General features: G+C 65.3%; 14 protein-coding genes. 12 read left to right on the top strand and 2 right to left on the bottom strand.

The window, feature by feature from the left end:
• The first annotated feature begins 53 nt into the window (after positions 1-53).
• The 8 genes from FAZ97_RS28440 to FAZ97_RS28405 are packed head-to-tail and all read left to right on the top strand — an operon-like array spanning position 54 to position 8,448.
• Entirely contained in the window at positions 54-932 is an 879-nt protein-coding gene (locus FAZ97_RS28440) for an FAD binding domain-containing protein (RefSeq protein ID WP_158762062.1), read from the top strand.
• A 17-nt stretch (positions 933-949) separates the two neighbouring features.
• Positions 950-1,480 carry a (2Fe-2S)-binding protein gene (locus FAZ97_RS28435; protein ID WP_158762061.1) on the top strand — a complete coding sequence of 177 codons (531 nt, stop codon included), beginning with the start codon at positions 950-952 and terminating at the stop codon, positions 1,478-1,480.
• Between the two features lie 17 nt (positions 1,481-1,497).
• Positions 1,498-3,912 (top strand): aerobic carbon-monoxide dehydrogenase large subunit, encoded by a 2,415-nt coding sequence (locus FAZ97_RS28430; RefSeq protein WP_158762059.1) that lies wholly within the window; start codon positions 1,498-1,500, stop codon positions 3,910-3,912.
• Between the two features lie 30 nt (positions 3,913-3,942).
• Positions 3,943-4,611 carry an SRPBCC family protein gene (locus FAZ97_RS28425; RefSeq protein WP_158762057.1) on the top strand — a complete coding sequence of 223 codons (669 nt, stop codon included), beginning with the start codon at positions 3,943-3,945 and terminating at the stop codon, positions 4,609-4,611.
• 18 nt (positions 4,612-4,629) lie between these two features.
• Complete coding sequence (locus tag FAZ97_RS28420; protein ID WP_158762055.1) at positions 4,630-5,526, top strand: AAA family ATPase; 897 nt, start codon at positions 4,630-4,632, stop codon at positions 5,524-5,526.
• Positions 5,520-6,722 (top strand): vWA domain-containing protein, encoded by a 1,203-nt coding sequence (locus tag FAZ97_RS28415; RefSeq protein ID WP_158762053.1) that lies wholly within the window; start codon positions 5,520-5,522, stop codon positions 6,720-6,722. Before FAZ97_RS28420 ends, FAZ97_RS28415 begins: the two co-directional genes overlap by 7 nt.
• A complete protein-coding gene (locus FAZ97_RS28410; RefSeq protein WP_158762051.1) occupies positions 6,719-7,810 on the top strand; it encodes an XdhC family protein in 1,092 nt (363 codons plus the stop codon). Before FAZ97_RS28415 ends, FAZ97_RS28410 begins: the two co-directional genes overlap by 4 nt.
• The gene (locus FAZ97_RS28405; RefSeq protein ID WP_158762049.1) at positions 7,807-8,448 is read left to right on the top strand and encodes a nucleotidyltransferase family protein; all 642 of its coding nucleotides are present in this window, start codon (positions 7,807-7,809) and stop codon (positions 8,446-8,448) included. Before FAZ97_RS28410 ends, FAZ97_RS28405 begins: the two co-directional genes overlap by 4 nt.
• A 1-nt stretch (position 8,449) precedes the next feature.
• On the opposite strand, the gene FAZ97_RS28400 is transcribed toward FAZ97_RS28405, so the two are convergent.
• On the bottom strand, positions 8,450-9,694 hold the full coding sequence (locus FAZ97_RS28400; RefSeq protein ID WP_158762047.1) for a Zn-dependent hydrolase: 1,245 nt from the start codon (positions 9,692-9,694) through the stop codon (positions 8,450-8,452).
• Between the two features lie 529 nt (positions 9,695-10,223).
• On the opposite strand from FAZ97_RS28400, the gene FAZ97_RS35735 reads away from it, so the two are divergent.
• Entirely contained in the window at positions 10,224-10,556 is a 333-nt protein-coding gene (locus tag FAZ97_RS35735; RefSeq protein WP_158762046.1) for a septal ring lytic transglycosylase RlpA family protein, read from the top strand.
• Positions 10,557-10,735: 179 nt separating this feature from the next.
• Positions 10,736-11,029 (top strand): hypothetical protein, encoded by a 294-nt coding sequence (locus tag FAZ97_RS28390; protein WP_158762044.1) that lies wholly within the window; start codon positions 10,736-10,738, stop codon positions 11,027-11,029.
• A gap of 96 nt (positions 11,030-11,125) precedes the next feature.
• Here FAZ97_RS28390 and FAZ97_RS28385 read toward each other — a convergent pair whose 3' ends face one another.
• Positions 11,126-12,706, bottom strand: a complete 1,581-nt coding sequence (locus FAZ97_RS28385) for an isocitrate lyase (RefSeq protein ID WP_158762042.1) — start codon at positions 12,704-12,706, stop codon at positions 11,126-11,128.
• A 346-nt stretch (positions 12,707-13,052) separates the two neighbouring features.
• Here FAZ97_RS28385 and FAZ97_RS28380 point away from each other — a divergent pair, with 346 nt between their 5' ends.
• Positions 13,053-13,415 (top strand): hypothetical protein, encoded by a 363-nt coding sequence (locus FAZ97_RS28380; protein WP_158762040.1) that lies wholly within the window; start codon positions 13,053-13,055, stop codon positions 13,413-13,415.
• Between the two features lie 91 nt (positions 13,416-13,506).
• Positions 13,507-14,802: a TolC family protein gene (locus FAZ97_RS28375; protein WP_158762038.1), complete on the top strand. Its 1,296-nt coding sequence runs from the start codon at positions 13,507-13,509 to the stop codon at positions 14,800-14,802.
• The last annotated feature ends 3 nt before the right edge of the window (positions 14,803-14,805 follow it).

The following is a 14,805-nucleotide window of genomic DNA, read 5'->3' as shown; positions in this document are numbered from 1 at the left end:
GCGTTGCATTGTGAAATCCTGAACTTCAGGACGATGCCAACAAGGAGACTAGTGTGATTCCGCGCCCATTCGAATACCACGCTCCACAAACCTTGTCCGAGGCGTTCGCGCTGCTCGGCACGCATGGCGAAACGGCGAAGCTGCTGGCGGGCGGACACAGCCTGCTGCCGATGATGAAGCTGCGCTTCGCGCAGCCCGATCATCTGATCGATCTCGGCCGGCTCGCCGAACTCAAGGGTATCCGCGAGGAAAACGGCACGCTGTGGATCGGCGCGATGACGACCGAGAACGATCTGATCTGGTCGGCGCTGCTGCAGGCGCGCTGCCCGCTCATCGTCGAGGGCGCGCGGCAGATCGCCGACCCGCAGGTGCGCTATCGCGGCACGCTGGGCGGGGATCTTTCGCACGGCGACCCTGGCAACGACCATCCCGCGTTGATGATCGCGCTCGATGCGTCGTTCGTGCTGCAAGGCGTGGCGGGCGAGCGCGTGGTGAGCGCGGACGGCTTCTTCGTCGGCACCTATGCGACGCTGCTGGAGCCAGGCGAGATCATGACCGGCATTCGCATTCCTGTGCCGCCGCCCGGCACCGGCTATTGCTACGCGAAGCTCAAGCGCAAGACCGGCGACTTCGCGACCGCGGCGGCGGCCGTGACGTTGCGCCTGGCCGGCGGCAACGTCGAGCATGCGCGCATTGCTCTGACGAATGTGGGCGACACCGTGATTCGCGCGGTGGACGCCGAGCAGGCGCTGATCGGCAAGCCGTTCGACGCCCGCGCGCTCGACGAAGCGGCGCGGCTCGCCATGGCGGCGTGCGATCCGGTGGAGGATCTGCGCGGCGACGCCGACTACAAGCGCGCGATGGCGGGCGAGATGACCCGCAGGGCGCTCACTACCGCCTGCGAACGGGCCGCGAACCCGGCACACCCCTGATCCACGGAGAACGCGTAATGGCCAGCAAAACCATGGTGTCGTTCAGCCTCAACGGCAGCGAGGTCGACGTCGTCGTCGAGCCGCGCGAACTGCTGATTCACACGCTGCGCGAAAAATGCCAGCACACCGGGCCGCATATCGGTTGCGAGACGTCGCATTGCGGCGCCTGCACAGTCGATTTCAATGGCATGTCCGTGAAGTCCTGCACGCTGCTCACCGTGCAGGCGCAGGGCGCTGACGTGCGCACGGTCGAAGGGCTCGCGCAAGGCGGCGCGCTGCATGCGCTGCAGGAGGGCTTCATGCAGGAGCACGGTCTGCAATGCGGCTTCTGCACGCCGGGCATGCTGATGCGCGCGTACCGCCTGCTGCAGGAGAACCCCGATCCCACCGAAGCCGAAATCCGCTACTGGATGGCGGGGAACCTGTGCCGCTGCACGGGCTATCAGAACATCGTGAAGGCCGTGCAATACGCGGCGCGCAAGCTGCGCGGCGAACCGGTCGAAACCTCGCATCCGCTCATCGAAGCGGGCGCGGCACACGCGCACTGAGCGCCGGGAGACACGTCATGGGCAATCTCGACGCCAATCTCGAGCGTCTCGCCGCGCTCGAAGGCATGGGCTGCTCGCGCAAACGCCGCGAGGACCCGCGTTTCATCCAGGGCAAGGGCAGCTACGTGGACGACATCAAGATGCCGGGCATGCTGTTCGGCGTGATGGTGCGCAGTCCCTACGCCCACGCTCGTGTGAAGCGCATCGACAAATCGCGCGCGCTCGCGCATCCCGGCGTGCACGCCGTGCTCACGGCCGACGACCTCAAGCCCCTCAAATTGCACTGGATGCCGACGCTCGCAGGCGATGTGCAGGCCGTGCTCGCCGACGAAAAAGTCTGCTTCCAGAATCAGGAAGTCGCGTTCGTCGTGGCCGACGACCGCTATGTCGCCGCCGATGCGGCGGAACTCGTGGAGGTCGAGTACGAGGAACTGCCCGCGCTCGTCGATCCGATGAAGGCGCTGGAACCCGACGCGCCCGTGATTCGCGACGACATCCGCGACAAGGACACCGGCGCACACGGCGCGCGCAGGCATCCCAACCATATTTTCACGTGGACGATGGGCGACCGCGACAAGACGGACCGCATGTTCGAGAACGCGGAAGTCACGGTCAAGCAGGATATTTCGTATCCGCGCGTGCATCCGTGCCCGCTCGAAACCTGCGGCTGCGTCGCGTCGTTCGACAAGGTGCGCGGCGATCTCACGGTCTACATCACTTCGCAGGCGCCTCATGTCGTGCGCACCGTGGTCGGGCTGCTCTCGTCGATTCCGGAATCGAATATCCGCATCATTTCGCCCGATATCGGCGGCGGCTTCGGCAACAAGGTCGGCGTGTATCCGGGCTATGTGACGTCGATCGTCGCTTCCATCGTGCTCGGGCGTCCGGTCAAGTGGATCGAGTCGCGCAACGAGAACCTCTCCAGCACGGCATTTGCGCGCGACTATCACATGACCGGCGAACTGGCCGCCGACAAGGACGGCCGCATCAAGGCGTTGCGCGTAAATGTGGTGGCCGACCACGGCGCGTTCGACGCGTGCGCCGACCCGACCAAGTGGCCCGCCGGCATGTTCCATGTCTGCACGGGCTCGTATGCGATCCCCAATGCGTTCGTCAGCGTCGACGGCGTGTACACGAACAAGTTTCCGGGCGGGGTCGCTTACCGCTGCTCGTTCCGCGTGACCGAGGCCGTCTATCTGATCGAGCGGATGGTGGATGTGCTGGCGCAAAAGCTCGGCATCGACAAGGCGGAGATCCGCTTGCGCAACTTTATCGGCAAGGACCAGTTTCCGTACGCCACGCCCCTTGGCCTCGAATACGATTCGGGCGACTACGAAACGGCGCTGAAAAAGGTGCTGGCCGCCGTCGATTACGACGCGCTGCGCGCGGAGCAGGCGCAACGCCGCGCGGACCCCGATGCGGAGTGGCTCATGGGCATCGGCCTCGTGAACTTCACCGAGATCGTCGGGGCGGGGCCGTCGAAAATGTGCGACATCCTCGGCGTGGGCATGTTCGATTCCTGCGAGATCCGCGTACATCCGGACGGCTCGGCCATCGCGCGCATGGGCACGATCACGCAGGGCCAGGGGCACCAGACCACCTACGCGCAAATCATCGCGTCGGAAGCGGGCATTCCGGCCTCGAAAATCACGGTGGAAGAGGGCGATACCGCCACGGCGCCGTACGGGCTCGGCACCTATGGCTCGCGCTCGACGCCCGTTGCGGGCGCCGCGGTGGCTCGCGCCTCGCGCAAGATTCGCGAGAAGGCGCGCCGCATCGCCGCTCATCTGCTCGAAGCAAGCCCGGACGACGTCGAGTTCGATCTGGACCGCTTCGTGCTGAAGGGCTCGCCCGACCAGTTCAAGACCGTGAAGGAAGTGGCGTGGGCCGCGTATAACAACGTTCCGGAAGGGCTGGAGATGGGCCTCGAAGCGGTCGACTACTACGATCCGCCCAACTTCACGTTTCCGTTCGGCGCCTACGTGTGTGTGCTCGACATCAACCGCTATACCGGCGAGATCCGCGTGCGCCGCTTCTACGCGCTCGACGACTGCGGCACGCGCATCAACCCGATGATCATCGAAGGGCAGATTCATGGCGGCCTGACCGAAGGGTTCGCGGTCGCGCTCGGCCAGGAGCTGCCGTATGACGAAGCGGGCAATCTGCTCGGCGCAACGCTGCTCGACTACTTCGTGCCGACGGCCGTGGAAACGCCGCATTGGGAGACGGACTACACGGTGACGCCTTCGCCGCATCACCCGATCGGCGCAAAGGGCGTGGCCGAATCGCCTCACGTCGGCTCGATTCCGTGCTTCACGTCGGCGGTGGTCGATGCGTTCGCGCATCTCGGCGTCACGCACATGAACATGCCGCACAACGCGTACCGCGTGTGGCAGCAGTGCCGCGAGCTGGGATTGACGCGGCCCGCCTGAGTCGAAGCGCACGAGAATGAGGAGTCCGGAATGAAAGTCGTACTCGACAAGGCATTTCCGCTCGACGCGAGCGCCGACCGCGCCTGGGCTCTGATGCAGGACATCGAGGCAGTGGCCGGCTGCATGCCGGGCGCGAAGATCACCGAGCGCGTGGACGATACGCACTACAAAGGAACCATTACGGTGCGGCTCGGGCCGGCGACGATGTCGTTCAAGGGCGACATCGAAGTGCTCGCGCTCGACGCCGCGGCGCGCAGCCTGCATCTGCTCGGCAAAGGCACGGATTCGACCGGCAGCTCGGCGGCGACGATGGATCTCACGGCAAGCGTGGAGCCCACGGGCGAAACCTGCACGCTGACCGGCAAGAGCGAGGTGACGATGAGCGGCAAGGCCGCCGCGCTGGGCGGGCGGCTCATGGGGCCGGTGTCGGAGCAGTTGCTCAAGCAGTTCGTCGCGAACTTTTCGGCTCGGCTGAGCGCGATGGCGCCGCCGCAGGAAGCGCCGGGTGCGCCAGGCGCTGAAGCGGACGCGGCCGGCGGGGCCACTGCGCCCGACGAGGCGACGGCAATGGCTCCGGTTGCACGAGCGGCCGCGGCGCCGCCTGCGCAAGCCGCCGAGCTAAACGGCATTGCGTTCATGTGGGCCATCGTGCGCGACTGGCTGCGCAGTCACTTCACGCGCAAGGCGCAGGGCCGCTGAGGAACACTGAGGGACGCCATGACGTCGATCGACCGCATGCCGGACGTCCTCGCGCTGCAGGCGCAGCTGGCGGGCCACCGGTTCATCGTGGAGCGCAGCTTCGCGGCGGCGCTGCTGCTCACGATGGAAATGCGCCGCCCGCTATTGCTGGAGGGTGAAGCGGGCGTGGGCAAGACCGAGGTCGCGAAGGCGCTGGCGCGCCTGCTCGACGCCCCGCTGATCCGCCTGCAATGCTATGAAGGACTCGACGCGCACGCGGCGCTTTACGAGTGGAACTACGTCCACCAGCTGCTGGCCATCAAGCTCTTCGAGCAGGACGCGCGGCCGCTGCGCGACAAGGAGCAGGACATTTTCTCCGAGCGCTATCTGCTCAAGCGCCCCTTGCTCGAAGCCATCACGACCACGCCCGCGCCCGTGCTGCTGATCGACGAAATCGACCGCACCGACGAGGCGTTCGAAGCCTACCTGCTCGAGCTGCTGTCGGATTTCCAGCTTTCGATTCCCGAGCTTGGCGTGATCCGCGCGACCGAGCGGCCCTACGTGATCCTGACCTCGAACGGCACGCGCGAGATCTCCGACGCGCTGCGCCGCCGTTGCCTCTACCAGTACGTCGACTATCCGTCGTTCCAGCGTGAACTCATGATCGTGCGGACCCAGGTACCCGAGGTGCCGGAGGCGCTGGCGGCCCAGATCGTCGAATTCGTGCATGGGGTGCGTGAGATGGCGCTGCGCCGCAAGCCAGGCCTTGCGGAAACGCTCGACTGGGTGGCCGCGCTGCTGCGTCTTGGCGTGAGCGCGCTCGACGAAAACGGGGTGGACCGTGTGATGGATTCGCTCGCCGCGCTCGTGAAAACGCGCGAGGATCAGGCCAGTCTTACGCGGCCGGTAGTGGAAAAGCTGGTGGCGTCATGCTGAGCGGAATCGACAGCACGTCGCGCGGCGCGGCGCCGGGCGATCTCGCCGATCACCTCGTTGCGCGCTATGCGGGCTTCGCGGGCTGGCTGCGCACGAATGCGTTTTGCGTGACGAACGCCGATGTTGCCGCCATGCTCAAAGTGGCAAACCACATGGGCCAGACCGAGCGCGATGTGCTGCGCTGGAGCCTGCGTGCGCTGCTGTGCTCGCGCGCGCAGGAGTGGCGCCGCTTCGACGACCTGTTCGACGCGTATTTCCTCGCGCCGAACCGGCGCAAGCTCGCCGAAACCCGTGCTGGCGGCGCGGGGCCGCTTGCGTGCGACGACACGGCGAGCGGGCCGCCCGATGCGAGCGAGGGTACGCCGGTTTCGCTCGCAGGCAGCGGCAGCGGCGCGGCGCAAGCGGGCGCCGCCGCGAACGAAGGCGCGACGCGCACCGCGTCGTTATCGCACGCGGACTTCCGCCACCTGAACGATCGCAGCGAACTCTTCGCCATCGACGACGCCATCCGCCGCTTCGCGCAGCGCCTGCGCGGCATCCAGATGCGCCGCGAGCAACGCGCGAGTCTCGGGCGCACGATCGATCTGCGCTGGACCTTGCGCCGCAGCGTCTCGCGTGGCGGGCTGCCAGTCGAACTCGGCTGGCGGCGCAAGCGCCGGCAGCGCCCGCGCATTGTCATGCTGCTCGACGTGAGCCGCTCAATGAGCCTCTACAGCTTCTTTTTCCTGCGGCTCGCGCGCGTGCTGAGCGGGCGTTTGCCCGATGTGCACAGCTTCGTCTTCCATACGCGGCTCGTCTGCGTCGACGAAGCGCTGCGCGACCCCGATCCGCGCCGCGCCCAGGAGCGTCTGCACCTGATCTCGGAGGGCTGGGCCGGCGGCACGCGCATCGGCGAGAGTCTGGTCGGCTTTAACGAGCACTACGCGCCGCGCCTGCTGCATGCGCGCACCGCGGTCGTGATCGTCAGCGACGGCTACGACGCCGGCGACGTGACACAGCTCGGCGAGTCGCTGGCGGCGATCCGGCGGCGCTGCCATTCGCTCGTCTGGCTCAACCCGCTCGCCGAGCGTCCCGGATTCGAACCCGTCAGCGCGGGCATGCAAGCCGCGCTGCCGCATCTCGACCTGTTTGCCGGCGCCCGCGATCTCGCGGGGCTCGAACGGATCTTTCCTCAAATTCTCGAGGCGCTGCAATGAATGTCTATGCGAAATCGAGCGAGACCCTACCGGAAGCCGCGGATCTGCTGCAACTCGAGCAGCGGCTGATCGATGCAGGCACGCCGTTCGCGGTCGTCACCGTGATCCGTGCGGCGCCGCCCACCTCGACGTGCGTCGGCGCCCAGGCGCTGGTCGAGGCCGACGGCGCGCTGCATGGCTGGGTAGGCGGGGGCTGCTCGCAGACGATCGTCATCGAGGCCGCGCGCCAGTCGATGCGCACGGGGCAGCCGCGGCGCGTGCGGATCAGCAACGAACCGGCGCCAGCCGACGCCAAAGACGAGGCCGGAGTCGAGGCGCATGCCATGCCGTGCGCGAGCAACGGTGGGCTGGAACTCTTTATCCAGCCCACCGTGCCCGCGCCGCTCGTGGCCGTGCTCGGCGCGACGCCCGCCGCACACGAGGCATGTGTGCTCGCACGGCGCGTCGGGTTTCGCGCGAACCTGGCGGGCGAGGCTGCGCGCGCCGGGCAAGCGGGCTTCGACGCCGCTGCGCTGGACCGCGCCGGCACGTCGTTCGTGCTGATCGCGACACAAGGGGAGCGCGACGAGGATGCGCTCGAAGCGGCGTTGCGCAGCGGCGCGGTGGCGGTGCTCCTGATCGCGAGCCACAGAAAGGCCGAGCGGCTGCGCGAGGCCATGCGCCTGCGCGGCATCGACGAGGCCCGGCTCGCGGCGCTGCACGCGCCGGCGGGGCCGGCGATCCATGCCCACACGCCGCAGGAGATTGCGCTTGGCGCCGTGGCGGGACTCGTCGCCTTGCGGCATGAGATCGCCGAGGCGGCAGCGCGCGCACAGACCGAGGCGCAGACGGCCACGATCGCCACGGAAAGCGTACCGCCCTTGCCGCCGTGCGAGGCGCTCGGCGCGCCACCCGTGCCGGAGGCGCAGGCGGGGCGCTACGTGAATCCCGTGTGCGGGATGAGCGTCGAGATCACGAACGCGAAGCATGTTGTCGAATATGGCGGTCAGAAGGTGTATTTCTGCTGCGATTGCTGCAAGACCGAGTTCGAGCGCGCGCCCGAGCGTTATTTGAACGCTGGGGACGACCTTCACGCGGAGAAGCGATGAGTCGCGCGACGTTTTCGGCTGTCGTGCTTGCGGCGGGCCTGTCCTCGCGCATGGAGGGCCGCCACAAGCTGTTGCTGCCAGTGTGCGGCGAGCCAGCCGTGCGGCGCGTCGTGCGCGCGATCGTTGCGGCACAGCCGCAGGAGGTGGTCGTCGTGACCGGATTCAACGGCCGGGCCGTATTCGAAGCGCTCGACGGCCTCGACGTGCGTTTTCAGAGCAACCCACGCTACCGCGAAGGACAGATGACTTCGGTCGCGAGCGGCGTTGCCGCGCTGCAGGCGCTGTGTGACGCCGTGATGATTTGCCTCGCCGATCAGGTGGTGCTCGAAGCGGCCGACTATCGTGAACTGATCGAGGCATACGCTTCGATGCCGTACGGATCGATCCTCGTGCCGATGTTCCAGGGCGCACGAGGCAATCCGGTGGTGTTTGCGTCGAGTTATTGCCCCGAGGTCGTGGGCGGCCGCGTGAATCCGGGCTGCCGCAAGTTGATCGCCGAGCACAGCGGCGAGGTGTTTCTGCACGAGGCGGCGCACGACCGTTTTTGCGTCGACATGGATACGCCCGCCGACTACCAGAGCGTCATTGCGCGAGTGGAGGGCGGGGTGGCCAACGACGCGCGCGCACGCAACCCCTGAATCAACGCCGCAACGCCTCGGCGATTCCCGCCGCCGCTCGCGCCGCCACCTCGCAGCCGAGGACGATATGCTGCTCCGCCGTGTCCTCGATGAAGTCATGACTGACGCCGCCAATGCTCGGCACGAACAGCATGCAGGCAGGAATGTGAGGCGCGATGACCTGTGCGTCGTGCGACGCGCCGCTCGGCATAGACGTCCACTGCCCGGGTGCGAGTGCTTCGGCCGCTTCTTCGAGCCGCTGCTGCAATTCAGGATCCATCGTGACCGGTTCCTCGGCGCCTTCGCACGCGATCAGTTCCGCGTGCACGGCGTGTTGTGTGTTCCAGGCATCGACTAGCTCGACAAGCGCTCGTTCCATGGCATGCAGTCGCTCGGGATTCGCATCGCGGAACTGCAGGTTCATCAGCGCCTTGCCCGGCACGACGCTGAACGAACCCGGATCCAGATCGATGCGTCCGACGGTCCACACCGTATCCGCGTCCGCCAGCCTTCCAAACGCATCGTCGATACGCGCGATGAACGCGACCAGCGCCGCGCCCGCATCGCGCCGTATGGACATGGGCGTCGTGCCAGCGTGATTGCGCTGCCCGGTGAAGCCCAACTGAAACTCGCGAATGCCGACGATCGTCGTCACGATGCCAATCGATTTCGCCGATGCTTCGAGCCGGCCGCCTTGCTCGATGTGGGGTTCGAGATACGCGCGTTGCCGCGTGCGATCGAGCGTAACGCGCGGCAGATTCGCGAGTCCCGCCTGCGCGAGTGCATCGGCGAGCAACAGACCACCTTGATTGCGTGCGTTTCGCACCGAGGTATCGACCGCTTCGCCCACGAAACTGCGGCTTCCAAGGAAGCCCGAAAATGTCCCCTCTTCGTCGATCCACGACGCGACGTCCACCGCGAAGTCACGCGTTGCAGCGCATTCGTCGAGCGCGCGCGCGATTTCCAGGCCATAGATCACGCCGAGCGCGCCGTCGAGCCAGCCTCCGGTCGGCTGGGTGTCGGTGTGCGAGCCGATTACGAGCGCGGGGCCAGGCTTGCGCGAGCGTCCGAACACGGTGCCGACGCCGTCGATGGTCGCGTCCAGTCCTGCGTCGGCCATGCGCGCGGCGAGCCAGCGGCGCGCCTCGATATCGATGGGCGAAAGCGCGAGGCGTACCACGCCGGGGCCGGTGGCGCCGAAACTGCGCAGCGTCTTGAGGTCGTCGAGCAGGCGAAGCGGGTTGATGCGTGGGAAGTCGGCGTGCACGGGCTCGCTCCGGGGCGTGAGTCGATGGGGATGCGGCGATCCCGGCATCATGCCACGGAGCCGGGACGCAATGGCGCGAGCAGAACCTGGCTGCGTTTTTTGTCGCGACATTCTTAGCAGGGCATCGCGTTTCATTCCACAGCTATTTTCCGGAGCAATGCTTCGGACCCCTTCGAAACGTCAATATATGTCGAAATTTAAACATCTTCGAAAACATGCCCACGTCTGAATGCAAGTAATGGTTAAAGATCCGTTTTGGCAGCGGCATATCGTCAACGCAGATTTTTTTGAGACCGTTAGAAGGGCCTTTCGTTGAAGGGCTTCTATCGTGATATCGCTTCGCTATCTGGGAATATTGGGAATCTGCGGCCTGGTCACTGCGTGCGCGCAGCTTCCGCATGACCATCCGGAGTCGAGCGACACGCTCACCGACCCCGGGCCTTCGTCGAGTGCGCCATTGGCTGGGGACGACACCGCAGACGATGCGGGCGCAACGATACTGGCAAGCCGCGCTCGAGGGTCAGGCAGCATGCTGCAGTCAGGCGAGGCGTCGTGGTACGCGTCGAAGTTCCAGGGACGCCGCACGGCCAGCGGCGAACGCTACAACGGCGCCGCGCTAACGGCGGCCCATCGCACGCTGCCGCTTGGCACCTGGGTGCGTGTCACGTTGCTGGCTACGGGAAGGTCGATCGTCGTGCGCATCAACGATCGTGGACCGTTCGTCGCAGGGCGGGTTATCGATCTGTCCTGGGCGGCGGCGAAGGCGCTCGGTTTGCCCTACGCACATTCGAAGCAGGTCCGGATAGAACGCTTTGGAAAGATGACGCTCGCGCGTTCCGGGTTCGGCGGATCAGACAGCTGAGGGCAAAAAGCGCCGCTCCGGGCGCTGAGTTGCTCGCCGTCTCGGATCAGGGGCATGAAGATTGATCGTCTGAATTTCCTTGACACTTTTCCTTCGTGCGTCGGTAGATAATCCGCTCGCGCGCCGCGGCAATATTTGCTGGACGGCACGCGATCATCATCAACGTGAAGAAACTAACCATGAAAAAAATCTCTTATGCGCTGCTCGCTTCGTTGTTCGTGGCAGGCGCAGCATCGGCACAGACGCCGGAAAACGGCATCGTGACAACGCACGACGCCAATGTCGCTTCGCAGATCGAACAACATGCACGGGACGCCCAGGCGCAGCAGCCCGTCGTCGAACAGGACGCGCGCACGGTTCATGACAATGCCCCGCACAAGGGCGCTCACCACTATCAGCACGAGAACCACAAGAGCCACAAGAATCACAAGAAGCATCCGGCGAAGCCGGCGCATGACACGGCCGCAGAGTAAGCGCGCTAGCATGCGCTAAGGGGATAGCGGCGTATCTCGCCCAAAAAAAAACGCCAGCCCGTATGGGCTGGCGTTTTGCCTGAGGGACTGCCGGGCTCAGAACTGGTTCATCGTATTGTCTTTCCCTGCCGCTTTCAGCGCCGCTTCGCCGCTGAAATACTCCTTGTGGTCGTCGCCGATGTCCGAGCCGGACATGTTCTGGTGCTTGACGCACGCGATGCCCTGGCGGATTTCCTTGCGCTGCACGCCAGCCACATAGCCGAGCATGCCCTGGTCGCCGAAGTATTCCTTGGCCAGGTTGTCGGTCGACAGTGCGGCGGTGTGATACGTCGGCAGCGTGATCAGGTGGTGGAAGATGCCGGCTTCGCGCGCTGCGTCGGCCTGGAAGGTCCGGATCTTTTCGTCGGCGATGGCTGCCAGTTCGCTCTGGTCGTATTCCACGCTCATCAGCTGGGCGCGGTCGTATGCCGACACGTCCTTGCCTGCGGCCTTCATCGCGTCATACGCCTGCTGGCGGAAGTTCAGCGTCCAGTTGAACGACGGGCTGTTGTTGTACACCAGCTTGGCGTTCGGGATGACCTTGCGGATCTCGTTGACCATGCCGGCGATCTGGGCGATATGCGGCTTTTCGGTTTCGATCCACAGCAGGTCGGCGCCGTTTTGCAGGGCGGTGACGCAATCCAGCACGCAGCGTGCTTCACCCGTGCCGGCGCGGAACTGGAACAGGTTGCTCGGCAGGCGCTTCGGACGCAGCAGCTTGCCGTCGCGCTTGATGACGACGTCGCCATTGCCCAGTGCATCGGCCGCAATTTCGTCGCAATCGAGGAACGAGTTGTACTGGTCGCCCAGGTCGCCCGGCGTGTGGGTCACGGCGATCTGCTTGGTGAGGCCCGCGCCCAGCGAGTCGGTACGGCACACGATGATGCCGTCGTCCACGCCCAGTTCAAGGAAGGCATAGCGGATCGCGCGGACTTTGGCGAGGAAGTCCTCGTGCGGCACGGTGACCTTGCCGTCCTGGTGGCCGCACTGCTTTTCGTCCGACACCTGGTTTTCGATCTGGATGCAGCATGCGCCTGCTTCGATGAACTGCTTGGCCAGCAGGTAGGTGGCTTCCGCGTTGCCGAAGCCCGCGTCGATGTCGGCGATGATCGGCACGACGTGGGTGACGTGGTTGTCGATCTTTTCCTGGATCGCGGCCTTGGCAGCGCCTTCTGCGGCGTCGAGCTGGCGGAACAGGCCGCCCAGTTCACGGGCATCGGCCTGGCGCAGGAAGGTGTACAGCTCGCGGATCAGCGCGCTGACGGAGGTCTTTTCGTGCATCGACTGGTCCGGCAGCGGGCCGAACTCGGAGCGCAGCGCGGCCACCATCCAGCCCGACAGATAGAGGTAGCGGCGCTCGGTGCTGTTGAAGTGCTTCTTGATGGAGATCATCTTCTGCTGGCCGATGAAGCCGTGCCAGCAGCCCAGCGACTGCGTGTACTTCGACGGATCGGCGTCGTAGGCGGCCATGTCGGCGCGCATGATCTTCGCGGTGTACTTCGCGATGTCGAGGCCCGTTTTGAACTTGTTCTGCGCACGCATGCGTGCGGCCGATTCGGGATTGATCGCGTTCCAGGCGCTGCCTTGTTGCTCTTTCAAGCCAGCAATTGCCTTGATGTCGTCTTGATATTGGGCCATGAGTATCTCCTGAGTCTCTGAAGAATGAAGCGCGTTTGAGTAACCGGTTCAGCGTGCCGCTGCGTCTGTCGTAGCGAACGGGATGACTCAATTGTAGGGGCTTCTTGATGCGTCGCAGCAGAGTCTTATATAAGACATATGAGTTATTTATTCTTTGTTAATCAATGAGATAGGTGGTAGTTTTTGCGCTGCAGAACATGCTTTCACAATATGGAATCATGGCGTTCGGGAAATTCGAGATGCATTCCACAATGTGAAGCGTGCTTTCGTGGGCCGGAGGCAGGGGCATGAACATCGGACAAATTGAACGCAAACACGATAGAATCGCCCGGCTACATTCATCGCCATGAACATTCTCCAGACCTTTCTCGTCTTGCTGCTGTGCGCAATGCTGCCCCTGAGCGGGCTGGCAGCCACCGGCATGGCGGGCGAATGTCCGATGCAGCAGTCGCTGCCGATGCACGACGACGGCGCAGCGTCTGCCGCGATGTCCGGGTGCAACATGATGAAGTCGGCGCCTGCGAGCAAAGCGAAGGGTGGCTTGTGCAAGGGCACGGCCCAGTGTCAGTTCGCGAGCATCTATTACCCTCCCGCGCGGGCGAGCGTTACCCGCCCCATGGCGGTCGCTAGACAAGTCGTCTTCCACTACGCCGAGTCGTTCGCCGGTCACGTGCCGGACGGCCTCTGGCGACCTCCCCAAGCCATCTAACCCTCGTTTGACTGGTTCGCCGCGTTTGCGGCGAGGTCGTCCTGTGTCCAGGACGTGGAGTCCTGTTGGGCTCCCCCGTTGGGGTTAGAACATGCCTTTCACTATTGGCGCGCCGCTATGCCGGCGTGCTTCGCTGCGCGCGCTCCCGATTTGCGCCGCGCTGATCCTGCCTGGTTTCGCCGCGCGCGCCCAGGAAGCCCCCCTCACGCTCGACGCGGCCTTGCAGGCCGCAACCGGCCACTCCGCGGCCATGCAGGCCGCGCAAGCATCGGTCCATGCGAGTTCCGAAGCCGCCGTCCGGGCAGGGCAACTGCCGGACCCGGTGCTCGCGGCCGGCGTCGACAACCTGCCGATCAATGGCTCGCAACGATTCACCATCGGCCAGGACTTCATGACGATGCGGCGCATCGGCATCGAGCAGGAATGGGTCTCGCGTGACAAGCGCCGCCTTCGTTCCGACCTCGCCAGCGAGGTCGTGAACCGCGAGCAGGCCGGCTATCTCGCACAGTTCGCCAACGTTCGCCAGCAGACCGCGACCGCGTGGCTCAACGCCATCTATGCAAAGCGGGCCCTGACGCTCCAGCAGGCGTTACTGGGCCATATGACGCACGAACTCGCCGCCACGAAGGCGTCATACCGGGGCGCGAAGGCGTCAGCCGCCGATGTCGTACAAGGCCAGGCCATGCTGGCGCAGACGCAAGACCAGGTGCTCAAGGCACAGCAAACCTACCAGAGCGCGCTGATCGTTCTGTCGCGCTGGACGGCGACGCCTGCGACCGATGTGGCCGGCGAGCCGCCGGCGCCCGAGTCGTACGTCTCCTCCTTGCCACCGGATGAACTCCGGCTGGTGCAACCGGCGCTCGTCGCAGCGGCCGACGATATCGCCGTCGCCGACGCCAGCACGGCGGTCGCCAGCAGCGAGCGCAGCCCAAACTGGACCTGGGAAGTGTCGTACCAGCAGCGCGGCGGCGCGTACTCGAACATGGTGTCGGTCGGCGTTCGCATTCCGTTGCCGATCAACCGGAAGGACCGCGAGGACCGCGATGTATCGGAGAAGGCCGAACTCGCGACCAAGGCCCATCTGATGTACGAAGACACGCTCCGGCAGGTGCAAGCCGATATTCGCACCGCGTCGGCAACGCTCTCCAGCGGCCGCGAACGTATCGCGAATCTCACGCAGTCCCTGTTGCCCGCCGCCGACCAGCGCGTCGAACTCGCGGTCGCGGCATACCAGGCGGGTACCGGTTCGCTTGCCGATACGTTTGCGGCCCGCCGGGCGCAACTGGACGCCCAGATTCAGGTTCTCGACCTCAAGCGTGAGGTTTCGCAGACGTGGGCCCAGCTTGAATACCAGGTTGTGCCAACGACAATGGCCGCCGCCGATTGAAGG

Source organism: Paraburkholderia acidiphila (assembly GCF_009789655.1).
Classification (GTDB): domain Bacteria; phylum Pseudomonadota; class Gammaproteobacteria; order Burkholderiales; family Burkholderiaceae; genus Paraburkholderia; species Paraburkholderia acidiphila.
The sequence above is the reverse complement of the archived record's forward strand: the minus strand, read 5'-3'. Positions and strand labels throughout refer to the sequence as shown.

Excerpts from the sequence above, each read along its gene's own strand:
- FAZ97_RS28435 (WP_158762061.1), top strand. The coding sequence starts at position 950 with ATGGCCAGCAAAACCATGGTGTCGTTCAGCCTCAACGGCAGCGAGGTC.
- FAZ97_RS28430 (WP_158762059.1), top strand. The coding sequence starts at position 1,498 with ATGGGCAATCTCGACGCCAATCTCGAGCGTCTCGCCGCGCTCGAAGGC.
- FAZ97_RS28425 (WP_158762057.1), top strand. The coding sequence starts at position 3,943 with ATGAAAGTCGTACTCGACAAGGCATTTCCGCTCGACGCGAGCGCCGAC.
- FAZ97_RS28420 (WP_158762055.1), top strand. The coding sequence starts at position 4,630 with ATGACGTCGATCGACCGCATGCCGGACGTCCTCGCGCTGCAGGCGCAG.
- FAZ97_RS28415 (WP_158762053.1), top strand. The coding sequence starts at position 5,520 with ATGCTGAGCGGAATCGACAGCACGTCGCGCGGCGCGGCGCCGGGCGAT.
- FAZ97_RS28410 (WP_158762051.1), top strand. The coding sequence starts at position 6,719 with ATGAATGTCTATGCGAAATCGAGCGAGACCCTACCGGAAGCCGCGGAT.
- FAZ97_RS28405 (WP_158762049.1), top strand. The coding sequence starts at position 7,807 with ATGAGTCGCGCGACGTTTTCGGCTGTCGTGCTTGCGGCGGGCCTGTCC.
- FAZ97_RS35735 (WP_158762046.1), top strand. The coding sequence starts at position 10,224 with ATGCTGCAGTCAGGCGAGGCGTCGTGGTACGCGTCGAAGTTCCAGGGA.
- FAZ97_RS28390 (WP_158762044.1), top strand. The coding sequence starts at position 10,736 with ATGAAAAAAATCTCTTATGCGCTGCTCGCTTCGTTGTTCGTGGCAGGC.
- FAZ97_RS28385 (WP_158762042.1), bottom strand. The coding sequence starts at position 12,706 with ATGGCCCAATATCAAGACGACATCAAGGCAATTGCTGGCTTGAAAGAG.
- FAZ97_RS28380 (WP_158762040.1), top strand. The coding sequence starts at position 13,053 with ATGAACATTCTCCAGACCTTTCTCGTCTTGCTGCTGTGCGCAATGCTG.
- FAZ97_RS28375 (WP_158762038.1), top strand. The coding sequence starts at position 13,507 with ATGCCTTTCACTATTGGCGCGCCGCTATGCCGGCGTGCTTCGCTGCGC.